At 57.7% G+C, this 24441-nt stretch carries 24 protein-coding genes; 11 read left to right on the top strand and 13 right to left on the bottom strand.

What is annotated here, in order from left to right:
- Window positions 1-305 precede the first annotated feature (305 nt).
- Complete coding sequence (locus tag DX909_RS23190; protein WP_128547612.1) at window positions 306-1046, bottom strand: tyrosine-protein phosphatase; 741 nt, start codon at window positions 1044-1046, stop codon at window positions 306-308.
- Window positions 1047-1327: 281 nt separating this feature from the next.
- Here DX909_RS23190 and DX909_RS23185 point away from each other — a divergent pair, with 281 nt between their 5' ends.
- The 8 genes from DX909_RS23185 to DX909_RS23150 all read left to right on the top strand — a co-directional run bounded on the left by DX909_RS23185 (window position 1328) and on the right by DX909_RS23150 (window position 7968).
- Window positions 1328-1996 carry a hypothetical protein gene (locus tag DX909_RS23185; RefSeq protein WP_128547611.1) on the top strand — a complete coding sequence of 223 codons (669 nt, stop codon included), beginning with the start codon at window positions 1328-1330 and terminating at the stop codon, window positions 1994-1996.
- 11 nt (window positions 1997-2007) lie between these two features.
- Complete coding sequence (locus tag DX909_RS23180) at window positions 2008-2727, top strand: PD-(D/E)XK nuclease-like domain-containing protein (protein ID WP_229311158.1); 720 nt, start codon at window positions 2008-2010, stop codon at window positions 2725-2727.
- Between the two features lie 124 nt (window positions 2728-2851).
- Window positions 2852-3199, top strand: coding sequence for a hypothetical protein (locus tag DX909_RS23175; RefSeq protein ID WP_128547609.1), 348 nt, complete (start codon window positions 2852-2854; stop codon window positions 3197-3199).
- Window positions 3200-3296: 97 nt separating this feature from the next.
- Window positions 3297-4061, top strand: coding sequence for a pentapeptide repeat-containing protein (locus tag DX909_RS23170; RefSeq protein WP_128547608.1), 765 nt, complete (start codon window positions 3297-3299; stop codon window positions 4059-4061).
- A gap of 143 nt (window positions 4062-4204) precedes the next feature.
- Window positions 4205-5395, top strand: a complete 1191-nt coding sequence (locus tag DX909_RS23165; protein ID WP_128547607.1) for a DUF748 domain-containing protein — start codon at window positions 4205-4207, stop codon at window positions 5393-5395.
- A gap of 120 nt (window positions 5396-5515) precedes the next feature.
- Window positions 5516-5851 carry a hypothetical protein gene (locus DX909_RS23160; RefSeq protein WP_128547606.1) on the top strand — a complete coding sequence of 112 codons (336 nt, stop codon included), beginning with the start codon at window positions 5516-5518 and terminating at the stop codon, window positions 5849-5851.
- 30 nt (window positions 5852-5881) lie between these two features.
- The gene (locus DX909_RS23155) at window positions 5882-7378 is read left to right on the top strand and encodes a capsule assembly Wzi family protein (protein WP_128547605.1); all 1497 of its coding nucleotides are present in this window, start codon (window positions 5882-5884) and stop codon (window positions 7376-7378) included.
- A gap of 71 nt (window positions 7379-7449) precedes the next feature.
- Window positions 7450-7968 carry an acyl-CoA thioesterase gene (locus DX909_RS23150; RefSeq protein WP_128547604.1) on the top strand — a complete coding sequence of 173 codons (519 nt, stop codon included), beginning with the start codon at window positions 7450-7452 and terminating at the stop codon, window positions 7966-7968.
- Window positions 7969-7980: 12 nt separating this feature from the next.
- Here the strand turns inward: DX909_RS23150 and DX909_RS23145 are convergent, their stop codons facing one another.
- Window positions 7981-11565 (bottom strand): carboxypeptidase-like regulatory domain-containing protein, encoded by a 3585-nt coding sequence (locus tag DX909_RS23145; RefSeq protein ID WP_128547603.1) that lies wholly within the window; start codon window positions 11563-11565, stop codon window positions 7981-7983.
- 58 nt (window positions 11566-11623) lie between these two features.
- Between DX909_RS23145 and DX909_RS23140 the strand changes: the two genes are divergently transcribed.
- Both DX909_RS23140 and DX909_RS23135 read left to right on the top strand, forming a co-directional pair.
- On the top strand, window positions 11624-12178 hold the full coding sequence (locus tag DX909_RS23140) for a Crp/Fnr family transcriptional regulator (protein WP_164851378.1): 555 nt from the start codon (window positions 11624-11626) through the stop codon (window positions 12176-12178).
- An 81-nt stretch (window positions 12179-12259) separates the two neighbouring features.
- Window positions 12260-13366, top strand: coding sequence for a c-type cytochrome (locus DX909_RS23135; RefSeq protein ID WP_128547601.1), 1107 nt, complete (start codon window positions 12260-12262; stop codon window positions 13364-13366).
- On the opposite strand, the gene DX909_RS23130 is transcribed toward DX909_RS23135, so the two are convergent.
- Entirely contained in the window at window positions 13352-13663 is a 312-nt protein-coding gene (locus DX909_RS23130) for a putative quinol monooxygenase (protein ID WP_128547600.1), read from the bottom strand. The two genes, DX909_RS23135 and DX909_RS23130, sit on opposite strands and share 15 nt — an antisense overlap.
- A gap of 85 nt (window positions 13664-13748) precedes the next feature.
- Here DX909_RS23130 and DX909_RS23125 point away from each other — a divergent pair, with 85 nt between their 5' ends.
- Window positions 13749-14720, top strand: coding sequence for an aldo/keto reductase (locus DX909_RS23125; RefSeq protein WP_128547599.1), 972 nt, complete (start codon window positions 13749-13751; stop codon window positions 14718-14720).
- A 231-nt stretch (window positions 14721-14951) separates the two neighbouring features.
- Here the strand turns inward: DX909_RS23125 and DX909_RS23120 are convergent, their stop codons facing one another.
- From DX909_RS23120 to DX909_RS23075, 10 genes are all read right to left on the bottom strand, one after another.
- Complete coding sequence (locus tag DX909_RS23120; RefSeq protein ID WP_128547598.1) at window positions 14952-15626, bottom strand: hypothetical protein; 675 nt, start codon at window positions 15624-15626, stop codon at window positions 14952-14954.
- A gap of 143 nt (window positions 15627-15769) precedes the next feature.
- Entirely contained in the window at window positions 15770-16354 is a 585-nt protein-coding gene (gldD, locus tag DX909_RS23115; RefSeq protein WP_445480462.1) for a gliding motility lipoprotein GldD, read from the bottom strand.
- A 123-nt stretch (window positions 16355-16477) separates the two neighbouring features.
- Window positions 16478-16768, bottom strand: coding sequence for a hypothetical protein (locus DX909_RS23110; RefSeq protein WP_128547597.1), 291 nt, complete (start codon window positions 16766-16768; stop codon window positions 16478-16480).
- 14 nt (window positions 16769-16782) lie between these two features.
- Entirely contained in the window at window positions 16783-17562 is a 780-nt protein-coding gene (locus DX909_RS23105; protein WP_128547596.1) for a TIGR00266 family protein, read from the bottom strand.
- 98 nt (window positions 17563-17660) lie between these two features.
- Window positions 17661-17906, bottom strand: a complete 246-nt coding sequence (locus tag DX909_RS23100; protein WP_128547595.1) for a hypothetical protein — start codon at window positions 17904-17906, stop codon at window positions 17661-17663.
- 54 nt (window positions 17907-17960) lie between these two features.
- The gene (gltX, locus tag DX909_RS23095; protein WP_128547622.1) at window positions 17961-19517 is read right to left on the bottom strand and encodes a glutamate--tRNA ligase; all 1557 of its coding nucleotides are present in this window, start codon (window positions 19515-19517) and stop codon (window positions 17961-17963) included.
- On the bottom strand, window positions 19517-19888 hold the full coding sequence (locus tag DX909_RS23090; RefSeq protein ID WP_128547594.1) for a Rid family detoxifying hydrolase: 372 nt from the start codon (window positions 19886-19888) through the stop codon (window positions 19517-19519). Before DX909_RS23090 ends, gltX begins: the two co-directional genes overlap by 1 nt.
- A gap of 157 nt (window positions 19889-20045) precedes the next feature.
- Window positions 20046-21884, bottom strand: coding sequence for a glutamine--fructose-6-phosphate transaminase (isomerizing) (gene glmS / locus DX909_RS23085; protein WP_128547593.1), 1839 nt, complete (start codon window positions 21882-21884; stop codon window positions 20046-20048).
- 215 nt (window positions 21885-22099) lie between these two features.
- Window positions 22100-23479 (bottom strand): DUF4270 family protein, encoded by a 1380-nt coding sequence (locus DX909_RS23080; RefSeq protein WP_164851377.1) that lies wholly within the window; start codon window positions 23477-23479, stop codon window positions 22100-22102.
- Window positions 23436-24245, bottom strand: a complete 810-nt coding sequence (locus DX909_RS23075; RefSeq protein WP_128547591.1) for a glycogen/starch synthase — start codon at window positions 24243-24245, stop codon at window positions 23436-23438. The genes DX909_RS23080 and DX909_RS23075 overlap by 44 nt, the downstream gene beginning before the upstream one ends.
- Window positions 24246-24441: the final 196 nt, after the last annotated feature.

The following is a 24441-nucleotide window of genomic DNA, read 5'->3' as shown; positions in this document are numbered from 1 at the left end:
AGGTGCCGGTCACTAACCCAACGTAACCGGTCCCGACAATAGAAATTTTCATAGCGTTGAGTAAAGAGCAGTGAAAGATACCAGACAACGCACCTCAAGATCTGCGGCATTGGCTTCACGCGGAAACCAACCAATTATCGGACCAAAAAACGGAGGGGGATCTAAAAAAGGAGGGCTTAAGTATACACTTTCTTAAAAAAGGTATACAAAATACAAAAAAGGCAAAAAATAATACCGAGCCGTTTGGCGGTTAACGGACAGGAGCACAGAAAATTTCCAATTAGCGGGAGAAAAACGGCCAACCCTCAGGCCAGAGAACGGTTCATAAACTGGTGCGACTCAAGGATGGACAACTCGCCCGACTTGATCAGTTGCCCCAGTTTTTCGATGTCCTTCGGCCGGTGGGCGTCCGACCCCAGAAAATCGATCATCGACTGCTCCACCAGTTGTCTGGCATACTGCTGAACCCGGGAGCCGTACTGCCCCATCAGGGAGAGCAGATTCAGCTGGAACATACACCCCTGCTCTTTGATTTTCTGCAGGCGGTCGGGATGCTCCTTGAGGTAGGAATACCGCTCCGGGTGGGCAAGAACGGGTTGATAGCCCCGGGTCATGATCTGAAAAATAATGTCTTCCAGGTTCAGGGGAGGCACCGCAAACGGCAGTTCGATGAGCAGATAATTAGGACCCCAGGTCAGCAGGTCGCCGGACCGGAGCAGCGACAGAAAATGATCGTCGACCAGATACTCGGCGGCCGCATCCACCTGGATCGTCAGACCGGCTTCCCGGACGGCATCCTGCAATTCACTCAGGCCGTGGCGGATCGTGAAGCTGGTGTTGGGGTAATAATCCTGAAGAACGTGCGGGGTCGTTATTACTTTCTTATAGCCGAGATCCTGTAAACCCTGCAGGCATTCCAGAGCGGCTGCATACCCGGGTACGCCGTCGTCGATGGCCGGAATCAGGTGCGAGTGAATGTCCACCCCCAGAAACCCGAAATCGGTGATCGAAGAACGCTCCTGCTTACGGCTGAAGAATGAGAACATAGATTTTGACTTACGGCTTCAACAAAACTACACGTTCAGCGCTCCCAAACAAAAGAAACGGCGGATTTCCTGGGGCTACCTCTCCATACCGACCGGGCCTTTGCCTAAGAAACCGCCCTCAGCCCCATTTTGGGAGAAAACTTAAGCAAAATACCGCTTTGTATTTCACTTCAATGTGTGTATATTTAAACTCAAATATAGTTTATATTTCAAAACCCCATAAAAAGGCAAAAGGGATCGCATAGCGGTCCCCCTGTCCGAACAGTAAACAACAAATACTAATGAACACACAAAACAACAATATGGAGACAAGAAATCAAAATTCTTTGGAAGTTAAACCTTATCAACCAGTTAACGAAACTTCGGATGAGGTGGTTGGCGATCAGACGGGCAGCCGGTTCAAATACCTGGAAGGACATCCCCGTCAATACCGTTTTGACGCCAAAGAAGGCCTGTTTAACATCAACGGAACCGATAAGCTGGACTCCAGCCTGACGTTCCAGCCGATTGCATGGCGCATCTTCACGGACAACATCCTGAACATGGGTACCAAAAACTGGGCCGAAATTTTCTTTATCGACGAAAAAAATTGTGTGTCGGCCCTCCTGTTCCACGGCTATTCGGTCGACAATATCTTCCGGCTCATCGAACCGCTCTTCTACGACGACCTGACCCTGGCCGATGTCGTGGTGACGGCCGTCGCCCAGAAAAAGGAAAACACCCGCATCCAGCCGAAGGGCGTATACTATATCGCTAACTTCAGTTACCAGCCGGCGGACCCCGCCCGGACGGCCGAACTGAAAGCCTTTGTGCAGGAACACAAAATTTTCCGGCAGGAAACGCTGACCGACATCGCCAACGTCAAAACGGCCTTCAATTACTACAACCCGTTTCACCACCTGAACGAACAGGAGATGCTGGACGGAACCGATGTTAATTTAGTGAATTAATGCGAGAAAACATGATCACCGAACTTACCGATTACCGCTCGATTCCCAGGGTATCGAACTCCGACCTGACTCGCCTGAAGGAAGAATGGCTGGGATTCAGCACCGTGCCCTCGGCGCGGTTCATTCCGGAACGGGCCATGCAGTTCGGGCGGGCTTTTCACTCCCACCTGCTGGAACCGGAAAGCGTTGCCGGAATCATCGATCAGCTGCTGCCCGACATGAAGCCCGTGGAAGCCGGCCGCCTGGAAACCCTCACCGACCAGATTCGTCAGGATTCGTTCTGTGCCCGGTATCTTCGGAAATCGGAACGGGAACGGGTCGTGCTGTTTACGGACCCCCTCACCGGGATCGACTGCAAGTCCCGTCTGGACGTCGTCTATACCAGCCCGAAGAAACGGAGCGCGCTGATCCTGGACTTCAAAACTACCTCGGCCCGCACCCAGAGTCAGTTTCTCCAGAGCTGCTACGATTACGATTACGACCGCCAGGCGGCTTTCTATCTGGACAGCCTGCGCCATGCCGACGGCGAAGAATGGGCCGAAACCCGCCGGTTCCGGTTTCTGCTGATCGGAGTCCGGAAACAGAAGCCGCACCGGCTGTTCGTCGTCGATGCGACCTCCATCCCGAACTTCGTGGACTACGGCCGTAAAAAGTATCGTTTCTGGCTGCGAAAATGGAAAGAACAGCAGAGTCGGGAAGTGTTCGGCCCGTATCTGCGGCAGGCTTCCTAACCGATTGATGATCAATGCCTAATGAAGAAAGAATATTGAAATTGAATTATGAAAACCGGGGACAAAATCCCCTCGAAATTCGTTATTCAGTATTCGATGTTCATGATTCAATCCTTTGCCGAAAATGACTAAAACGGATTTGCTCATTCCCTCCTCCCGGCCGCTTTTCGACTGGGGGAGCGACGGACTGGTAGTGTGGATGGAGGAACTGGACGGCTTCGGTAGTCTGATGGCCTATATCGACGAAGCCCTGGCCCAGGTCGCCTTCGCCATCGAACTCCAGACGGGCTGGGACCACCGGACCGACGGCCACACCTTCCATCCGCTCTACGGCTACCGGCTGCTGCTGCGCGACGCGACCGGCCTATGGTATGCCATCCGGGTGGATGAAGCCGGTAAGTTTGCCGGTTATATTCCTCTGGAAGAGTTCGATTACGAGATTGCCTACGATAAAGCCATCTGGCTCGAATAGCAAAGACAGGCCGCAACGAAACATGAATTCGTTGCGGCCTGAAGCAACCTCCGGCGGGCTTTTTTCATCTTTGGGAAAACATTCCCTATTTTCCACGATGAAACCTTACCTTACCGCCCTTCTGCTGACGCTCATTTTGGTCCCGGCCGCCCTGGCGCAGCGGACCATCGACGCCAAAGAACTCTTCGACCGCATCAACCGGAAAGAAGCCGTCTTCCTGACCGGCGTCACCATCACCGGCGATCTCGACCTGACCGAATTATCCAACAAAAGGCAGGTAAAGGACGGCCGCTGGGCCGACGGAGAGGCTTATGAAAGTACCGTCGAAGTGCCTCTCTCCTTCCGCGACTGCACCTTCAAAGGCAAATTCCTGGCCTATAAGAGCCTCGAAAAGCAGGGTCGCCCCTGGAACGGCGTGGCCTATTCCGCCCACTTTTCCGAAGCCGTCACCTTCGAGGGCTGCACCTTCGAGGACGAGTCGGCCTTCAAATATTCGGATTTCCGTCAACGGGCTCTCTTCAATAACACGGCCTTCCGGAAAGAAGCCAACTTCAAATACAGCAAGTTCCGGGCTGCGGCCGACTTCAACACCGTCCGGTTCGGTGGTTATGCCAATTTCAAATACACCCATTTCGACGAAGCCATCACCTTCCAGAAAGCCCGCTTCGACCAGTATGCCGACTTTAAATACACCAAATTCGACGAAGGGGTAAACTTCCGCGGCAGCCGCTTCGGCGAGTACGCCGATTTCAAATACACCCATCTCCCGCAGGGTTCTTCCTTCGCGGAGGCCGTCTTCGATGGCAATGTCGATTTCAAATACGCCACGCTGGACGGCCGTAAATTTTCACCGGGGCGATAACTAAACCGAACCGACGGGGCGCCGGACCACCGGATAGGATTCCATTCCCTAAAGGAAAGCGGGTCAGGCGCTCCGGTCCGGCCCTCTTTCCCAACTGTTTGCCGGTTTTTCGGTTTTATAGGCAACACCAATGAATTGTTGCTTTGAAACGCTCAACGAAGATAATCCTGGCCCTGGTGGTCCTGCTGATCATTGCCCGGCTGTTACTACCGTATATCGTCCTCCGGTATGTCAATAAAATGCTGGCGGATATGGGCTCCTACACCGGTCACATCGAAGATGTCGATATTGCCCTGATCCGGGGTGCCTACCAGATCGATGATCTGCGCATCCGGAAGATTAACGGCAAAGTGAAAGAGCCGTTCCTGTATATCCCGAAATCCGACCTGTCCGTGGAATGGAGAGCCTTGTGGAAAGGCAAACTCGTCGGCGAAGTCGAATGCTATGAGCCGGAACTGAACTTCGCCTTCAGCGAAGACGAAGCGGCCAGCCAGACAGGGAAAGAGGTCGACTGGACGGCGCTGGTCAAAGACCTGCTGCCGATTCAGATCAACCGGTTTGCCGCCTACTCCGGGAAGGTCGATCTGGTCAACCTGTTCAGCGCGACCAAAACCGGCCTTTCGATGGAAAAAATCAACGTCGAGATCCGGAATATCCGAAACGTGGAGGAAAAAGCAGGGCGGCTTCCCTCGCCCGTCGTCGCTACGGCCGACGTGCCGGGCTGGGGCGGCACCATGAAGTTCAACGCCGACATGATGCTGCTCAAACAGATCCCCGACTTCAACTATAACCTGAGTTTCGATGACCTCCAGCTGACCAAACTCAACCCGCTGGCCCGCGAATACGCCGACATCGACTTTGAAAAGGGCACCGTCAGCGTCATCAGTGAAATGGCCATGTACAACGGCCGGATGGTGGGTTACTTCAAGCCGCTCACCAAGGACATGAAGATTTTCAAGCTGAAGGAGGAGGGCGAAAAGCGGACAGTGGGCCGGTTTTTCAAGGAACTGCTGGCTGAGGGCGGGTCCGAGCTGCTGGAGAACCAGAAACGGGACCAGGTAGCGACCCGGATTCCGATTCGGGGTACCGTGGAGAATACCGATACCGAGGTCTGGCCGATCATTCTCGGGGTACTGCGAAATGCGTATGTGGAGGCTTTCAACAAGGAGTTTGACAATACCGTCACCTTCCAGGATGCCCTGAAGAACATCAAGGCCGACTTTAAGGCCAAACGGGAAGAGAAAAAAGCCGAGCGAAAGGAGCGACGCGAGGAGCGTAAGGAAGAACGCCGGCAAAAACGCGAGGAACGCAAAGAAGAACGCAAAAAGGACTGAAACCGGTCTGGCCGGCCGGTTTTTCGGCTTCGTGGTTAAAATTCGCCATTTGGCTGAAAAGACGAGCCGGCCGGCCCCGATTTGCTGTTACCTTTACAGCGGTTCTCCTCGCATAAATTAATGAATACAACTCTGTTACGAAATATTGGTGTCACTTCGCTCTCGGTCGGCGGGGCGGTGGTGGCCTCGATTCTCAGCTATTATGCGGACGTCGTTCATCAGCCGCTGCTGTTCATGGTGCTGCTGAACGTCGCCGTGGGTTACTGGGCCGACCGCTGGCCCTGGGCCTATGTCCCGCTGTTTTGCCTCGTCATGGCAGCCGCCTATTTTTTCGTAGAAAGCCAGAGACATAAAGTGCCCGAAATTCTGAGCTTCTGTACGGTCATATCCCCCTTTCCGGCGCTGTTCGGGCTGGCTACCGGACGGCTCCTGAACCGGATCATCAAAAGCCGGTGACCGTATCGAAAAAATGACTTCATTTACCATATGAAGCATTTGTACGGTTTCTTCCTGCTGTTTCTGTTTCATTATTCCGCTGCCCAGCGGCCAGCTTCCTCCCGGATCACTCCCTTTGCGGAAGCGGGCCTGCTGGCAGCCTCCGCCGAACGAACACCTTTCTGGCTGCGGGCCAACCAGTTCGGGATCGTTCCGGCCCGAAGTCCGGCCGCCACGCTCCGGCTGGGGGTCTTCGGTTCCGTCGCCCTTCGGGATACACAGGCCAGCACCGGCCGTCGACCCTGGACCCTGACCTACCGGGCCGAAATCGTCGGCAATGCCGGGAAACAAAGTACGGTTCTTCTCCCTGAAGCCTATGTGCGGGTGGCGCACCGCAGCCTTGAACTCGTCGCCGGACGCCGTCGTGAAATTATCGGGCTGGTCGACAGCACGCTGTCGAGCGGAAGTTTCGCCTGGTCGGGGAATGCGCTGCCAATGCCGAAAATCCGGTTCGGAACCGCCGGTTTTACGCCCCTCTGGCGAAACGGCTGGCTGGGCGTCAACGCCTTCATCGCCCACGGCTGGTTTGCCGATACCTGGTTCATGCAGCATTCGTTCCTGCACGAAAAATCGACCCTCTGGCGGCTCGGAAAACCCGCCTGGGGCTTCCGGCTGTATGCCGGCATCAACCACCACGCGCAGTGGGGCGGCCGCTCCGACTACCTGGACCGGAACCTGGCCGTCGACGGACAGTTGCCGGGCAGGCTCAGGGACTTCGGCAACGTTTTTTTAACCCTCATTCCCCGCGACCGCCAGAACCCGCGTTATACGTACTTCGACGGCTTCAACCGCTTCGGCAACCACCTCGGCAGTTACGATTTCGGTCTTGAGTTGCCGGGGAAAACCACCTCCCTCCTGTTCTACCACCAACATCCCTACGAAGACTCCTCCGGCCTGATCTTCGCCAACCTGCCCGACGGCCTGAGCGGCATCCGGCTGCAACGCCGTCCGGCCGCCGGAACCGGCTTTCGGCTGAATACCCTGCTGCTTGAAGTGCTGCTGACCCGGAGCCAGAGCGGCTCGTTTCTCGATCTGTACGGCCTCGGAACCCTGCGCCGGACGGAAGGGCGCGACAATTACTTTAACCATTCGCAATACCGGGAAGCCTGGACGTATCGGGGCCAGGTGCTCGGAACGCCCTTCATTACCCTTCAGTCGGATCTCCGGCGGGAATGGTGGAACCAGTCCGGCTGGCGCATCATCAACAACCGGGTTCAGGTCTACCACCTGGGGTTCCGGGCCGCCGTCGGCCGGCGGGTTGAGATAGAGGGCCGGTTCTCGTACAGCCTCAACTACGGCACCTACGACCAGGCCCTTCCCGGCTCGCCGGGTCAGTTTTCCTCGCTGCTGAGGGCCACGCTGCCCGTCCGCTGGCTGGGCGGTTCGGTCCTGACCGGCGCTCTGGCCCTCGATCAGGGGCGGCTTTATACGAATTCAGCGGGAACCTACCTGGGCCTTCGAAAAACATGGGGCCGGAATAGCGGTTAATCAGGAAAGAAGTAACTTCGTTCAGCCATAAAAATCCGATACGGACCGGCCGGCCGGTCCTGCATCCAACCATGCCCCAAGCCAAACACGCCCGCGAGTCCCTGGTAACCATGACCGAAATGGTGCTTCCCAACGACACCAACACCCTTAACAACCTCATGGGCGGGCGACTCCTCCACTGGATGGATATCTGCGCGGCCATATCGGCCCAGAAACACTCGAACCGCATCGTCGTGACGGCTTCGGTCGACAACGTTTCCTTTTCGGAACCGATCAAGCTGGGCCACATCGTCACGATGCAGGCCAAAGTGACCCGGGCCTTCAACTCGTCGATGGAAGTGAATATTGAAGCCTGGGCGGAGGACATTCCGGCCGGCACGCGCGTCAGCACCAACCGGGCCTTCTACACCTTCGTGGCGGTCGATCAGAACGGCCGTCCGATTGAAGTCCCGCCGGTCATGCCGGAAACGGAAGAAGAGAAGAATCTGTTTGACAGTGCCTTACGTCGGCGGCAATTACGCCTGGTCCTGGCCGGCCGGATGAAACCGCAGGACGCCAAGGAACTGAGCGCCCTGTTCTCGATGTCGTGAACGGAAACCCGCTTACTGAACCCGCAGCAGTGAAACCCCAACCACCGGCCGCCCTTCCCGGGTGACGCCCTGCACCACGACCCGCAGCGTCCGGACCACGTCCGAAAGCGGAAAAGCCAGGATGGAGTTGCCTTTCGAATCGGTCTCGACGAACGGTTTCCAGTACAATACATCCCGCCGGTCGATGCGGGTGGTGGCTTCAGAGGGAGCGGCCGTATCTTCATAACGGGGAACGTAAAATTCGCGTCGGGGCGGAAACCCGATAAGCGACAGCCGACTCAGGCCGACGTTGGCATAGGGGTTGTTGGCCTTCGCCCGGTTCCGGCCCGTCATGCCCCGTTTCGTATAAATGGCAATGACGCCGTTGGCCGCCCTTGAACCGTAAATAGCCGCCGTACCGGCATTTTTCAGCACCTCGATGCGCTCGACGTCGTTCGGACTGATGGAAAACAGGGTCGTTCCCTCCTCGTTTTCGGTAATGTAGGTTCCGTCCAGCAGATACAACGGCTGGTTGGCCTGCGGCCGATTATTGCCGCCGAAGGAAAAAGAACCCCGGATGTTGACCTGATAGCCGTCGACTCCGCCCGACACGAGAACGCCCGGCACCCGGCCCCGCATCATCTCGTAGACGTTCGCAAACGGCGGTGCGTTTTCGTCAAATTCGATCACGGCATCGGGATCGCCGTGGATGCTCATCCGCTTGATATGCTCCGGGCGCTCGGGCGGGCGGTAGCCTTTCACGGTCACCTCCTTCAGCACCTTTACCTTTTTGTCCCGATAGAGGTCCGGATCGGCCTCCTGGCGGCTTCGGGCGGCTTCCAGCTGCTGCTGAAACGCCTTCCAGTCGGGCGAAGGTTCGGGAACGACCCGTCGCTGCGCCCAGACACTCCCCACGGTGTCGATCTCCAGGGTGGCTTTCACGGCTTTGAAATAGATGTCCATGACCTGCACCAGCATCTGAAGCGTGTCGGAAACGCCCAGGCCCGCCAGCCGGAACTGCCCGCGCTCATTGGCGCTGATGGAATAGGAAAATGCCTGTTTCGCGTTCGGAGAAGCAAACAGCAGCTGAGCGTTGGGGATCGGGCGCCGTTTTTCGTCCAGCACACGACCGCTCAGGACAATGCCACCCAGGGTATCGGTCGGGGTGACGGGCGTCCGCAGGCCGATCCGGCGCCAGCCCTGGGTCAGGAGCAGATCGTCGAGGGCCCGGCGGGTGGCCGCCGTCGTGTCCCGGAAGTAAAAGCCGGGGTTTTCTACCCGCCCGCGCAGGTCGCCCGTCAGCAGCAGATGGGTACGAATGTCGGCTTCCGTTGAATCTTCGGGCACCTGGTCGGCGTCAGTTACCGAAACCGACAGAACCGACACCCGGGAGGGGGTGGTACGGTCATCCAGGTGAAGGTTCAGCAGCACCTGCTCCCGTGGTTTGTAACCCGGCTTGTCGGTCAGAGCCAGCACTTTTACCGGTTCGACCCGGTCCGGAATGAACACCAGCCGCTCGGCCCGGGCCTGCCCGTTGCCGTCATAGAGCGTCACCGCACATAAACCGGCCGGCAGCACCGCCGTCGTTAGACTCAGCCGGGCTTTGCCGTCTTTCAGCTGCATTTTCGTCCGCTGAATCAGTTGCCCGTAACTCTGCAAAGTCAGGTAGACCACCGCATCGGGTTTTTGCCCCGCAGCCAGCACGCGAACCGTCAGGAAAGCGGTATCGCTGACGGCATCGGCGGTCAGGACAAAGCCGGCCGGCTCCACGGCCGGTAACGCCCGGCGCTGCGTTCTGCCGGCATACGGCACTTCGGCAAAGTAGGCTTTTCCGGCTTCCGGGTTCAGAACGACGCTACCCATCCCGAACCGGTTGCCGGTAAACCGGGCCACTTCCCGACCGCCTTCATCGACCACCCGCCCGGAAACGGATCGCCCGCGCCCGTCAGGTCCGAGGGCCTTGAAACCGAGCCGGTTCGGCAGACCCGCAATCCAGCGCCCGCCTTCGGGCAGGAACTGAAGATCGAGCGTGTCGGTCGTCAGGGGTGCCGAATCGGTGCCGCGGGCCAGATTGTAAACCGTTACCGACCGCTCGAACGCCGGCCGGGCGGAGGCAAAATCTTCGTCGGTATAGGCCCGAAGCCGGTAGAGGCCGGTCGCCAGCGAGTCGGAGAAGCGGAATTGGCCGGCAGCCCGGCCCTCGGTAATGCGAAGCCACTGATGCTGAACCATTTTTCCGCCCGGAGTGAGCAGGTCGACGTGCAGGGCGCCTTCACCGAAAAGCATCTGGGAGGTGGCGGCATCCAGTACGTAGGCGCTGAGCCAGAGCTGATCGCCGGTAAAATAAAACGGTTTGTCGATGTGGGCGAATACCGCCGGAGCCTGGTAGGGATGCTTCTCCCGCCAGCGTTTGGTCAGGGAATCGAGCCGGTAATCCGACGCCAGAATCTGTCCCTCCATCAGCGTCGGGGCAGTTCCGGGAGCGGCTTCTCCGCCGGGCGTGTGGGTCCAGTTTTCGGGAAGCAGCGTAGAAAGGCGGTCGTTGCCCAGATAACCGATCGCCAGCATTCCCATCGGCAGCGTCACCCGCCCGTCGACGGTCACTTCGCAGCCGCCCTGCGGAAACCTCAACTCGGTATAGGCGTAGGGAGCGTCGCGGTAGGGCGAGAACGTGGATCGTGAGCTGGAATAGAGCCGGGTGTAGAACACTTTCAGCGGAGTCGTCGTCACCAGTTTTCGTTCGAAGGAAAGCCGTCCGGGCCGGAACAGGGTTTTCGGGTCGATGGGAAGCAGGTGGCGGTTGACGTCGAACAACAGACTGCCGCCGTTGGTAACCTGCGGAAAGGCCGGATTGACGCTGTACACCATGAATCCCTCCTGCTCCCAGGTACCGGCAATGAGGCTGGCGAGCAGATGCCGCAGCGAACCCAGATACGCCCGCCGTCGGTTGGCGGCCCAGCGGTCGGTTTGCCGGGCATCGGCCGGTTTCAGCTCCTCGAAGCGGGTCGCCCCCGCATAATACAGCACTCCGCCCTTCTCCAGATCGAAATACTGAAGGTCATAGATGATCCGGTAGCCCAGCGCCCGGTTCTCGACCACGACCGGCTCGGCGGCCTCGGCTTTCAGATGGTGGTTTTCCTCCGTGAACCGAAGGACGTTCGGGTTCAAAATCCCGCACTGACTCCGGAAAGGCGTATCGCCCAGCAGTTGCCGCTCGAACTCCCGGAACTGCCTCAGCCAGGACTTATTCTTTTTGGCCGTCACGGTCACGTCGGCGAGCGTCAGACCGGTACTTTTCAGCCTTAGATTCACCTCCCGCGTCTGGTCGTTATCGAGCCGCAGCGATTGCCGGACGGGCTGGTAGCCGAGGTAGGAAGCTACCAGCTCGACGGTCCCGAGCGGAACACCCGTCAGCCGGAAGCGGCCCTGTTCGTTGGTAGTAGTTCCCTGGGTGGTACTGTTGAGGTAGACGCTGGCAAACGGCAGCGGTTTGCCCGTGGCGGCATCCGTCACCCTCCCCGTGAGCGTTACGGAACCGGTTTGCGCCGATGCCGTCCGGACGACAAAACCCAGCAGCGCGGCCAGGAGCAGGCATCGGTGGAAAAACCGGGTTTTCATTCGGGTCAGGAGAGATTTGTAATTTTACGGATTACCCTGCTAAAATATAATGGAAAATTTGAAAAGATATATTCTGGACCGCGTTTCCGTCGACGAGGACGAAATGAGCCGAATTCTGCGCTATTTCCGCCCGATGCAGCTCGGTCGAAACCGCCACCTGCTGCGCAGGGGCCAGATTGCTTCAGGTTACGTCTTCATCGAGGAAGGTTGCCTGCGCATTTATTATCACCGCGACGAGCAGGAAATAACGGGTTGGGCCACCTGCCGGAACCTGATTTTCACGGACCTGAGCAGCCTCCTCAGCCGGCAGCCCAGCGTGTTCAACATTCAGGCGCTGGAAAGCTCCCGGCTGTACCTGATTTCGCATCAGGATATGCAGCATCTGTACGACACCATCCCCAAATGGCAGGAACTGGGCCGCAAACTCTGGGAGGAAGCCTTCGTCAGTGTCCTGAACATGATCGTCTCCTACCAGACCGAGACGGCCGAGGAGCGCTATGAACGCCTTCTGGCCGAACCGGGACTGCTTCAAAAAGTGCCGTTGAAGCACCTGGCTACCTTTCTCGGCATTACGCCCTCCTCACTCAGCCGGCTTCGGAGGAACCGGAAATGAGCGCCGGTTTTATTGTCATTTGGCAATTTTGAGCGTTGCAGGCGCAGCTACTTTTGCTGATAATCAACACCATACCGCCCAATGACTTCGCTCGTGTTTGTCTTTTCGTTCATTACCCTCCTGCTTTCGGCTGCCGTCGTTCTCACCCTCAAAAAAACACTCGATCCGGGCTGGGCCTTCCGCCCCGCTTTGTTCCGGAACACGGTTCGCCGGGGGAAGATCCTGAAAGGGGTGCTGCTCGTCCTTAGGGGTCTGTTTGGGCTGCTGATGGCCGCTTTGCTGGTACTCTACGCCTTTTTTCCGCTCCGTACGCCGGTTCCTGAGGGAATCGTTGCCCGGCACGACACCGCCCTGATCGCCCGGGGGAGATACCTCGCCGAAGCCGTGCTGGCCTGTAACCAATGTCACGCGCCGAGGGACTTCAGCCGGTTTTCGGGCCCGGTCATCCCCGGCCGGGCCTGGGAAGGCACCCGTTTTCCGGCCATTGAAAAGGGGCTTCCCGGCGTTCTGTTCGGCGCCAATCTCACCCCGGCTCACCTCGGCACCTGGTCGGACGGCGAACTCTACCGCCTGCTGACGACCGGCATCCGGAAAAACGGCGAGCCGGTATTTCCGATCATGTCTTACCCGGCCTTTTCGCGCATGGACCCCGCGGATGTCCGGGCGGTGATCGCCTACCTCCGCACCCTGCGGCCAGTAACCCATGCGATGCCGGAAAGCCGGATTTCCTTCCCGCTGAACCTGATCATGCGCGCTTTTCCAAGGGCTGTGGAGCCGATCCCGCTGAACACCCTGAATACACCCGAGCAGAAAGGAGAATATTTAGTAACGATCGCTCACTGCGCCTACTGCCATACGCCGGTAAAAAACGGGCAGGAAGTGGAGGAAATGGCCTTCGCCGGCGGCCACGAGTTTACGCCCCCCACCGGCGGGATCGTTCGTTCGCCCAACCTGACCCCGGCCCGCACCGGACTCGGCACCTGGACAGAGGAAGCGTTTCTAAGCCGGTTCAAAGCCTACCGGGACACCACCCGCATCCATCGTGTAGAAGCCGGCGGGTTCAACTCCGTCATGCCCTGGACCCTCTATGCCCGCATGACCGATGAAGACCTCCGGAATATCTACCGCTACCTTCGGACCCTGAAGCCCATCGAGCACCCCGTCGAGCGGTTTTCAGCCCCCCGCTGATGGCCCGACGACCTCGACCGTTTCCACCGAAAAAGCCGTGGCCCGCTGTGCAAACAGCGGTTTGGTGGCCGCCCAGGTGGTTCTGAACAGGTCCGAACGGCGGTATTGCTCCAGAGCCTCGGGGCTATCCCAGTGGCTGTAGGTGACGAAGGTAGCGGGCTGGTCGGGGTCGCGGAGGAGTTCGAGGTGGCGGCAGCCAGGAAACGCCCGGATCTGCCGCTTCGACGAGTCGAAAATGGACCGAAAGTCCGTGACATGGGCCTCCTGAAAAACCATACGCACAATCCGTATAAGCATTTTAATGGAAAGTTAGTGGGTCAGCGCGGAAAGTAACGGAATTCAAAGTTACTTTTAAAGCCTAACTCATAACTCTTAACAAAGTATGCAATACCGCACTTTTGGCCGCACCGGCTGGCAGGTCAGCGAGATCGGCTACGGCATGTGGGGACTTGCCGGCTGGACCGGCCACGAACAGGAAGAAGTCGAACGGGCGCTCGAACGCTCCGTCGAACTGGGCTGTAATTTCTTCGACACCGCCTGGGCATACGGCAACGGGCTTAGTGAGCGGATTCTCAACGAGCTCGTCAAAAGGCACGCGGGTAAACGGCTTTACGTGGCAACCAAAATTCCTCCCAAAAACCGCCGGTGGCCTTCCCGGCCGGACTATGCCCTCGCCGATGTCTTTCCGGCCGACTACATCGTGGAATACACCGAGAAAAGCATGAAGAACCTGGGGGTGGACACCATCGACCTCCAGCAGTTTCACGTCTGGGAAGACGGCTGGGCCGACCATGACGAGTGGAAGGAAGCCGTTACGAAACTGACGAAGGAAGGAAAAGTGCGGGCCTGGGGCGTCAGCGTCAACCGCTGGGAGCCGGACAATTGCCTCGATACCCTGCGGACCGGCCTGATTGACGGCGTTCAGGTGATCTACAACATCTTCGATCAGGCACCGGAGGATAATCTGTTCCCGCTTTGCCGGGAGCTGAACGTGGGCGTCATCGCACGGGTGCCGTTCGATGAAGGTACGCTGACCGGCCGGCTGACGAAGGAAACCACCTTTCCGAAAAACGACTGGCGCTCGACCTATTTCGTGCCGGAGAACCTGAACGCCAGCGTCGACCGCGCCGAAGCCCTGCGCCCGCTGATTCCGGAAGGGTCGAACATGCCCGAAATGGCCCTGCGGTTTATTCTGAGCCACCCCGACGTTTCGACCACCATTCCCGGCATGACCAAGGTGCGGAACGTGGAAGCCAACATCGGCACCAGCGACGGGCAGGGCCTGCCCGACGGCCTGCTGGAGGAACTCCGCGCCCACCGCTGGGACCGCCAACCGACCGAATGGTCGCAGTAGGATAGGATTAAACCACCCCCCGGCCCCCTCCTTGGTAAGGAGGGGGAGTGCTTCGCTATTTTCAATGCCCAGCGGAGCCACCCCCTCCTTGCCAAGGAGGGGGCCGGGGGGTGGTCCAGCCACGGCTCAACGGGTTGGAAGACTTCGGAAGAAAGACAAAAATGCCGGTCCGCAAATTTGAATGGCACTTTGCGGACCGGCATTTGGTATTAAAAATCGGACAGAATCTGCTCAGGCTGCCCGGCTGGATTGCGGACGGCGGGTCGAGCGGACGGTGCCGCTTTTGGCGGTTTCGAGTACGTCGTCGGAGATGATGCCCAGCTGGTGCGCCCGTTTCAACACCGACTCGAAAGGCAGGTTGAAATAGTTGGCGACGTCCATCCGGAAGCTGTCGGGGAAGCGGGAAAGCCGGACACCGAAGAAGCTGCGCACTTCGGCTTCGGGCAGCAGGGCCGCCAGCGCCACGCGCTCGGCTTCGGCCAGCAGTTCACCCCGATTGGAATACAGATGGTCCAGCCCGATGGCTGCAGCCAGGATGTGCAGAAACAGCTGCCGGTAGGCGCCGGACAGCTCGCTGGGCAGAATCACCCAGCCCTGCTCCCGGAATTTGGCCGCAAAACCGGTCAGGCCCTGAACGCCCCGCAGGTCGCCGGCGATCAGTTCGTCCGGAAACTGAAGGCGTTCGTCGAATTTCGACAGCCGGTAGACCACCGCTTCGACCGGGCTTTTCTGAAACAGCAGGTCGGCCGGCAGTTCATGGGTACTTTCCCACTGATCGGTCAGTTTAACGAAGATGGCCTCGTTGACGGGCAGATTCTGGGAGTTGCCCAGGCTGACCAGCATACGCCGAAACGCAGCCAGAAAATCGATCTGAAGTTGATTCGGGTTAAATTTCGTGCGTTTCATAGCGGATGTCCCATCGGTCGGGCGCCTGGTTGCCGACTTCGTTCGTGTCAAGGTTATGAATTTTCAAAAGGGAGATAAAGATACAAATAATTCATAAATAACGCATTAAAGCGATTTATGAAGAAATTGTCGGAAACCGTTCCTTATTTCCAGCGAAGGGTCGTCAGCATATGCATGATGTCCTTGCGGAGGTAATCGATCACCGGAGCCAGCGAATCGTTTTTGGTCGCTATGTTGAAATACAGCGCACCCCGCAGGAAATGCGTCGTCGTGTCGGTGGTATAGAACTGGACCTGGCTCGGCACTTCCCCGGCTATGGAAATTACATCGGCCTTCAGCCCATTCGGCAGCCGGACGACCTCCTCCCTGAAGGCGAACGCCTTCTCGTTGTGCCGGGCCGCCAGTTTGTAAGCGTCCTGAATCATACCGGCCAACCGTTTGGGGTCATTCCGGACGGCGTGGTAGGTCAGCTGCACATTCGCCTTGAAAGCCGGATAATGAACGAAAATCCAGTGCGGCTGAGCGCCCGGAAAAGTATCGGGCAGGATGCGGGCTTCCTTCGAATACTCGAACGTATACGGATAGGGTCCCGTCAGCGGCCGGTAAGCATGCGCCGGCAGATCGATCCGGTTATAGCCTTTGGGCTTCGGAACATACGCGGAGCTGTCGCCCCGGCCGCAGGCTGCCAGGTAAACCGCTGCAACGATAAAAACGAAGCCGGAACGGATTGAAAACCGTGTAGCGTGGAAGCCGGTCAATGCTTTCAGTTGGCTGAACAAGGAAAGTGACAGAATTAAAGAAACCTGCAGCGCCCCGGGGACACCGCAGGTTTATCTATTGATTTTTGGAAGTCAGGAGTTGGCCATTTCGAGTTCTTCCTGGCGGACGGGCAGGCCCATCAGCGTACGGAACCGGTTGATATTGAACGTTGGTTCAAACCAGACCTCGCCCAGAACCGGGTGCTTCACCGGAACTTCGGGGTTCTGGATCTCATTCAATAAAACCCCCGTTTCCCCGTTCGTATGCCGCTTCACCTGCCGGACCGTATACATCTGTTCATGCTTCGGAATCTGAACGCCGAACTCGGCATAAAAAGCCAGAACCGGGGCCGGAAAATTGTCGTTTACGCAAATAATTTCCATACTCCCTTGACAAATTAATCCTCGAATAAATTCCCCAGACCGCCCAGAACCGAGCCGCTTTCCTTGCGCGACTGCGCCCCGCCGGCGGACAGCCGATCCACCAGTTTGGAAATCGGCATCGACTGGATCCAGACCCGCCCCGTACCGCGCAGGGTAGCCAGAAACATGCCTTCACCGCCGAAGATCATCGACTTCAGACCGCCCGACCGCTGGATGTCGAAGCTGATGGACGGTTCGAAACCCACAACGCAGCCCGTGTCGACCCGCAGTGATTCGTTGTTCAGTTGCCGCTCCATCACGACTCCGCCCGCGTGGATGAACGCCAGCCCGTCGCCCTGGATCTTCTGAAGAATGAAGCCCTCCCCGCCGAACAGGCCTGACCCGATCCGCTGGTTGAAGTGGATGGACATCTGCGTGCCGAGGGCCGCGCACAGAAAGGCGTCCTTCTGAACGATCAGCTGGTTGCCGTAAATGTTCGCCAGGTTGATCGGCATGACCGTACCCGGGTAGGGAGCCGAGAAAGCCACCTTCCGTTTGCCGTAGCCGCGGTTAGTGAAGTGCGTCATGAACAGCGACTCGCCCGTCAGCAGCCGCGTACCGGCCTGAAACAGCTTGCCCATGATGCTCTGGGTGGCCTGGGAGCCGTCGCCCATTTTCGTTTCAAACTGAATACCGTCTTCCATGTACAGCATGGCGCCGGCTTCGGCGATCACGGTTTCGTTCGGGTCCAGTTCGATCTCGACGACCTGGATGTCCTCGCCGATGATTTTGTAGTCGATTTCGTGGGAACGCATAGCGTAGTTTTTGGTCAGGATGTACCGCCCGCAGTTGAACTAACGAAACGGCACGGTTCGATATTCAATATTCGATACTCAATATTCGCTATTTCTCACTATTCCTCCTCCTCCTCCGAATTCTCGTTTTCTTCTCCCTCTTTGGCCTTGCCCTTCAGGTCTTTCCGGTGGCGGAGCTTTTTGTCGTCGACGGTTTTGTTGAGAAATTCGTTGATCTTGTCAATATCGTAGCTGGTGGTGATTTCACCAAACGTATTGATTTTGATGTCGAACCCTTCCAGTTCCTTATGAACCCGGGGTTTCTCGTCCGACTCACTTTCCGGCTTGTTTCCTTTCTTTGCCATGTTTGTTTTTTGCAAAGGTTATGGTTGAGAAACTAAAAAAACGGGAAAACCTCTTCAGGATGGACTACTTCCTACGGCCAGTTTATCCAGTGCCAGCTGCAGCCGGTCGATCGTCTCCTGCCGGCCAATGATCTCCAGCGTGATCATCAGGTCCGGACCGGCTCCGACGCCGGTGATCGCCAGCCGGAGCGCCTGCATGATCTTTCCCTGCTTGATACCGGCTTCGGCCAGCGAAGTCGCCAGAACGGTTTTGGCGGCTTCGGCCGTCAGAGGGTCTTCCGCCGACGCCAGCGCATCCCGGAACGCCGTCAGCGCCCGGACGGCCTCGTCGTTCCACTTGCCCGACACCACGGCCGGATCATACGATTCGGGAGCACGGAAGAAAATCGCCGATTCGGCGTACAGCTCGTGGGCGAAGGTGACGCGCTCCTTCATCAGCCCGGTAATTTTTTCGGCCTTCTCTACCGGGCAGTCCACTCCGTCGGCTGCGGCCTGGCGCACGACGGCTTCGGCCAGGCGGTCGTTGGGCTGCCGTCGCAGGTATTCGTGGTTGAACCACTTCGCCTTCTGAATATCGAACCGGGCGCCTGCCTTGTGAATCTGCTCCAGACTAAAGGCCTGAATCAGTTCGTCCATTGTGAACAGTTCCTGCTCCGTGCCGGGATTCCAGCCCAGAAAGGCCAGAAAGTTCACCAGCGCTTCGGGCAGATAACCGTCTTCCCGGAAGCCGCGCGCCACGGCCTGGGTGAAGGGGTCTTTCCACTGGAGCGGAAACACCGGAAAACCGCCCAGATCGGCGTCGCGTTTGCTGAGCTTGCCGTTGCCGTCCGGCTTGAGCAGCAGCGGCAGGTGGGCAAACTGCGGCATGGTGGACTCCCAGCCCAGAAACCGGTACAGCAGTACGTGCAGCGGAGCCGACGGCAGCCACTCCTCCCCCCGGATGACGTGCGTGATGCCCATCAGATGGTCGTCGACGATGTTGGCAAGGTGGTAAGTCGGCAGGCCGTCGGACTTGATCAGCACCTTGTCGTCGATCTGCGAGGAATGCACCACGACCCAGCCGCGGATGAGATCGTTCAGCCGGACGTCTTCCTTCCGCGGCACTTTCAGCCGGATCACGTAGGGGGCGCCGGAGGCAATTCGCTCCTGCACCTCGCCGGCGCTCAGCGTCAGCGAGTTCTTCATCTGGAGCCGGGTGATGGCATTATACTGGGCGGCCGGGGCGTTGGCCTCTTCCATGCGCTTCCGCATCGCTTCCAGTTCCTCGGCGGTATCGAACGCGTAGTAGGCCTTTCCTTCGGCTACCAGCCGTTCGGCTTCTTTCCGGTAAATTTCGCTGCGTTCCGACTGCCGGTAAGGCGCGTGCGGACCGCCGTTGACCGGCCCCTCGTCAATGGTGATGCCCAGCCAGTTCAGCGACTCGATGATGTAATCCTCCGCGCCGGGCACGAACCGGTTCTGGTCCGTGTCCTCGATGCGCAGGAGCATTTGCCCGCCGTATTTGCGGGCAAACAGGTAATTGTATAAAGCCGTCCGGACCCCGCCGATGTGCAGCGGTCCCGTCGGGCTGGGTGCAAACCGCACCCGGACTTCTCTCTGGTCGGTATTCATCATTCAACGGCGATTACGGAAATCTCTACATTCACATCTTTGGGAAGACGCGCCACCTCGACCGTCTCCCGCGCCGGCGGATCGGCTTTGAAAAAGCTGCCGTAGACTTCGTTGATCGCTCCGAAATGATTGAGGTCTTTAACAAAAATGGTGGCTTTCACGACGTTGTCGAACGTCATTCCGGCCGCCTGAAGAATGGCTCCGAGGTTGTCCATTACCTTCCGGGTTTCGGCCTGAATGTCGCCGGACTGGGCCAGTTCGAGGGCGATCTGACCGGAGACGAACAGGGTACCGTTGACCAGAACCGCCTGGTTATAAGGGCCGATGGGTGCCGGGGCATTCGGAGTAAAAATAATCTTTTTCGTTGACATGGGCTGCGACGCTGCTTCGGTCGGTTTTTTCGTGCCGCAAGTTAACAAGCAATTCCGACGGATGGCACAAAAAAGACCTGCAAGGCACTAAAACCTTACAGGTCCGGGCTTTCGGCCGGGGTAGATTCCACCGGGGCCGGGAAAGCGGGTGAGGTCATTACTCGACGGTCACCGATTTGGCCAGGTTCCGGGGCTGATCGACGTTGCGACCCCGCATGACGGCGATGTAGTAGGAAAGCAGCTGCAGCGGAATGACCGAGATCAGCGGCACCAGAATCTCATGAACTTTCGGGATTTCGATCACGAAGTCGACCATGCCGGGCAGCAGCGTATCCCCTTCCGTCACGACGGCGATGACGCGGCCCTTCCGGGCTTTCACTTCCTGAATATTGGAAACGATCTTCTCGTAGGAACTGTCTTTCGTAGCGATGACCACCACCGGCATATCCTCGTCGATCAGGGCGATCGGGCCGTGTTTCATCTCGGCGGCCGGATAGCCCTCGGCGTGGATGTACGAGATTTCCTTCAGCTTCAGGGCGCCTTCGAGGGCGACGGGGAAGTTGAGGCCCCGGCCCAGATAAATGAAATTTTTGGCGTAGGTGAAGATATAGGAGATTTCCTTCACCTTTTCGGCGTCCTGCAACACCTTTTCAACCAGCGCGGGAATTCGCTCCAGTTCGGCCAGCAATTGCCGGAACAGGGTATCCGAGATGGTTCCGGCCCGCAAGGCAGCCGCCAGCGCCATCAGGGTCAGCACCGTCACCTGGGCCGTAAAGGCTTTCGTGCTGGCTACTCCGATCTCCGGACCGGCGTGGGTGTAGGCCCCGGCATGGGTGGCGCGGGCAATGGACGACCCCACCACGTTGCAGACGCCGAAGATCGTGGCACCCTTCGATTTCGCCAGCTCGATGGCCGCCAGCGTATCGGCCGTCTCGCCCGACTGCGAGATGGCGATCACGATGTCCCGTTCCTGAATGATCGGGTTGCGATACCGGAATTCGGAGGCATATTCCACTTCCACCGGGATCCGGGCCAGTTCCTCGAAGATGTATTCGGCCACCAGACCGGCGTGCCAGGACGTTCCGCAGCCGACGATGACGATGCGCTTCGAAGCCGCCAGTTGGTCCAGATAGTCCCGCAGACCGCCGAGCTGGAGATGCCCGTCCTCCGCCCTGACGCGGCCGCGCATGCTGTCGGCGATGGAACGTGGCTGCTCGAAGATCTCCTTCATCATGAAATGGTCGAAACCGCCTTTTTCGATGGCTTCCAGTTCCAGTTCCACCTTCTGGATGTAGGGAGTCGTCTGGGCGTTTTCGAGGGTGATGATCCGGAGTGCTCCGTCGCGGACGACGGCGATTTCGTAGTCGTTCAGGTAAACGACGTCCTTCGTGTATTCGATGATCGGCGTGGCGTCGGAGGCAAAGAAGTACTCGTCGTCGCCCACCCCGATCACCAGCGGGCTGCCCTTGCGGGCGGCAATGAGCTGGGTCGGATCGTCTGCCGAAATCACGACGATGGCATAGGCCCCGACCACTTCCTGCAAGGCCAGCCGCACGGCCTCTTCGAGGGAACAGCCGGTTTCTTTCCGGATGTTCTCAATAAACTGGATCAGCACTTCGGAATCCGTTTCCGAGCGGAATTCATGCCCTTTCCGGACCAGATTCTGCTTGATGGTCGCGTAGTTCTCGATGATCCCGTTGTGGATGATGGCCAGCCGTCGGTCATTTGAATAATGCGGGTGCGAGTTGACGTCGTTGGGCGCGCCGTGGGTGGCCCAGCGCGTATGACCGATTCCGATCGTGGCATGCAGGTCTTTGCCGGACAGTTCCTGTTCTAGGTCTGAAACCTTGCCTTTCTTTTTATAGATTTTCAATCCGTCTCCGTTCAGGAGGGCCAGTCCGGCGCTGTCGTAACCACGGTATTCCAGCCGCCTTAACCCTTTCAGGATCAGGGGACAGGCCTCGCGATGGCCTACATAAGCAACAATTCCACACATAGTCGTTGGGAGTCAAAGCGTGATTAAAGAATTCAATTTCCAGCGTATTGCTATGATTGAGACGGAGCCGGTCACGGAAAGTGTCGATTTGCCGGGAAAGATACGAAGATTTGAGGAAGCCGGAAGCGCAGTAATCGGAAAAGGCAGTAAACGGTAGCTAAACACGAAAGCCGGCCCTTTCGGAACCGGCTTTCCTAAAATCGGTAACGCCGTCGTCAGGGCGTGTAGGTGTAAAAAACCACCAGCTTGGCCGTCATGGGTCCGTTCAGAATATTGCCGTTCAACTGGTTATTCATGTAGGCCTGTGCCTGATAGGTCGTCAGTCCGGTGGTTGCCGTCTGGACCAGCGAACTGTTCGAGGCAGGAACCAGCACCAGACCGGTGTTGGGCCGGAAGTCGACCAGCAGCGCCTGCAGGTACGTCGTCACGTCGAACGTATAATTTTTCAGACGACTGCTGTAACCGGTCACCTGCGGAAAATACCACTGGTTGACGGTCTGGAACGTCCCGATCTGCGTTTGCAGAAAGTGGAACAACCGCTTCTTCGTGGAGGACTCGTAGGTGTACTGAATCCGGTTATCGGCATTGACTTCGGCCATCGTCATCAGGGGCGAAATCGGCCCGCCGGGGCTGCTTCCTTTCACCTGAACGTTCAGTTCGGCGCGGTTGATGGCGATCCGGCCCTTCTCCCGGCGCAGATTGACGACCGTCGGGAACGTCAGTTTCGTCGTAACGCCCGTTGCCGCCTGCACGTAGGCTTCGCCCCCGGTCGCGGAGGTAGGCAGGGGTTTAGTCAGGCTCAGGCCGGCCAGCTTGGTGCCGGTACGGTCCGAGGTGACCTGGCTCCACGACGGCAGCCCGGCCGTCGTATAGAAATCCTTCTCGGTCGAGGTGGTTTCGGTGCCCTTGTGGTAAAACAGTTCGAAGAAAACGTTGTTGGAAAAGCCGAATACGGTGGTATTGGCCGCGCCGGGCAGGATGGCGATTCCCTTGAACACCTTCGCGAAGTCGGCCTGGGTCACCCCGCTGCCCTTCGAGAGTTCGAGCAGTTCACGGCCCAGGGCATCCGGCAGCCGGACGGTCTGGGAGCCGCCCGCGGCCGTCGGCGTCAGTTGCAGCTTCGCCAGGGGTTCAGCCGCAAACAGGGCCGAGTTGGTGTTGGTATACTGTTTGGTCGTGTCGAGGTCCTCCGTCAGCCGATGGACGAAAAGCTCCTGCACCTTCGACGTATCGCCGTACAAATAGGCGTATCCGATCAGGAGCTTCAGCGAGTCGAACACTACTTCGCCGTCGGTCTTGAAGCTGCCGCCGTTCACATAGAGCTGGCCGAAACTCCGCGCCCGGACCTTCCCGAAAACCGGGTCATTGTACTGGCCGACGAGCAGCCGGCTGTTGCGGTCGGTGACGACCGAATCCAGCTGGATGGTACTGGAAGTGACGGTCAGCGTGTCGGTATAAAGAACCCCGACGGGGGTCGTCGGGGGCAAGCCGATATCCTTGGGTTCTTCACAGGCGGCCAGCAACGACACGACACCCGCCAGCAGGCCCAATTTAGCCGGCCAGTTCCGTGTAGAGGTTGTAATACCGTTCTGCAACTTGTTCGTCTTCTTCGGTGAGTTCAACTTTTTTGTCGGAAAGATCATTCAGAATTGTATTTAAACTTTCGCTGTAGTCCTCATCGGCCTTCACAACGACATCGGCATACGTACATCCCATTCGGATAAACCCTTCAAAATCGGCGGATTTAAGGTACTTCAGCATGTCGTCGTCGACATCCATGGCTTTAGCCTTTTCAACCAGACCGGCATCAAAGCGGTAGGAGAACGAGTTATTGTACACGGAAAACACCGATTTGGTATCCTTGAACATCGGATCGTTCTTGTAGGTGGTTTTCAGGTACAGCGGAATGAGTGCCGTCATCCAGTCGTTACAATGGACGATGTCGGGCGACCAGCCCAGTTTTTTTACGGTTTCCAGAACGCCTTTGCAGAAGAAAATCGCCCGCTCGTCATTGTCCTCGTAGAATCGGTCATCCTTGTCAAAGAAAACGTGTTTGCGTTGAAAATAGTCTTCGTTGTCAATAAAATACACCTGGAGCTTCGCGTTCGGAATCGAGGCCACTTTAATGATCAGCGGCTTTTCTTCGTCGCCTACCGTGATGTTAATGCCCGATAAACGGACAACCTCATGCAGCCGGTTCTTGCGCTCGTTGATCAGACCGAAACGGGGCACCAAGATACGGATTTCCATCCCGCGCTCCTGCATGGCCTGCGGGAGCTTCCGGACAAAATCAGCTACGTCAGAGGTTTGGAGGAAGGGGTTAATTTCACTGGCAACGTAGAGAATCCGAAGTTTGCTCATAACACAATCAGGGGGCTTGAGTGGATCACACCGCCGTAGCGGAACATCTTAAAAATCTGCAAAATTATATAAATTTTTTTTGGAATTCAATAGAATTTCGCCGGAAAAACTCCTGTTTTGCTGAACTTTTTCGTTTGCCTCCCGAAATTCACCGATCCTTACACTGCCGGGACTTCTGTCAGAACCGGGCCGATCC

Origin of the sequence: Larkinella soli, assembly GCF_003703975.1 — a bacterium.
GTDB classification, from domain to species: Bacteria; Bacteroidota; Bacteroidia; order Cytophagales; family Spirosomataceae; genus Larkinella; species Larkinella soli.
This window is presented reverse-complemented; position numbering and strand designations above follow the sequence as displayed.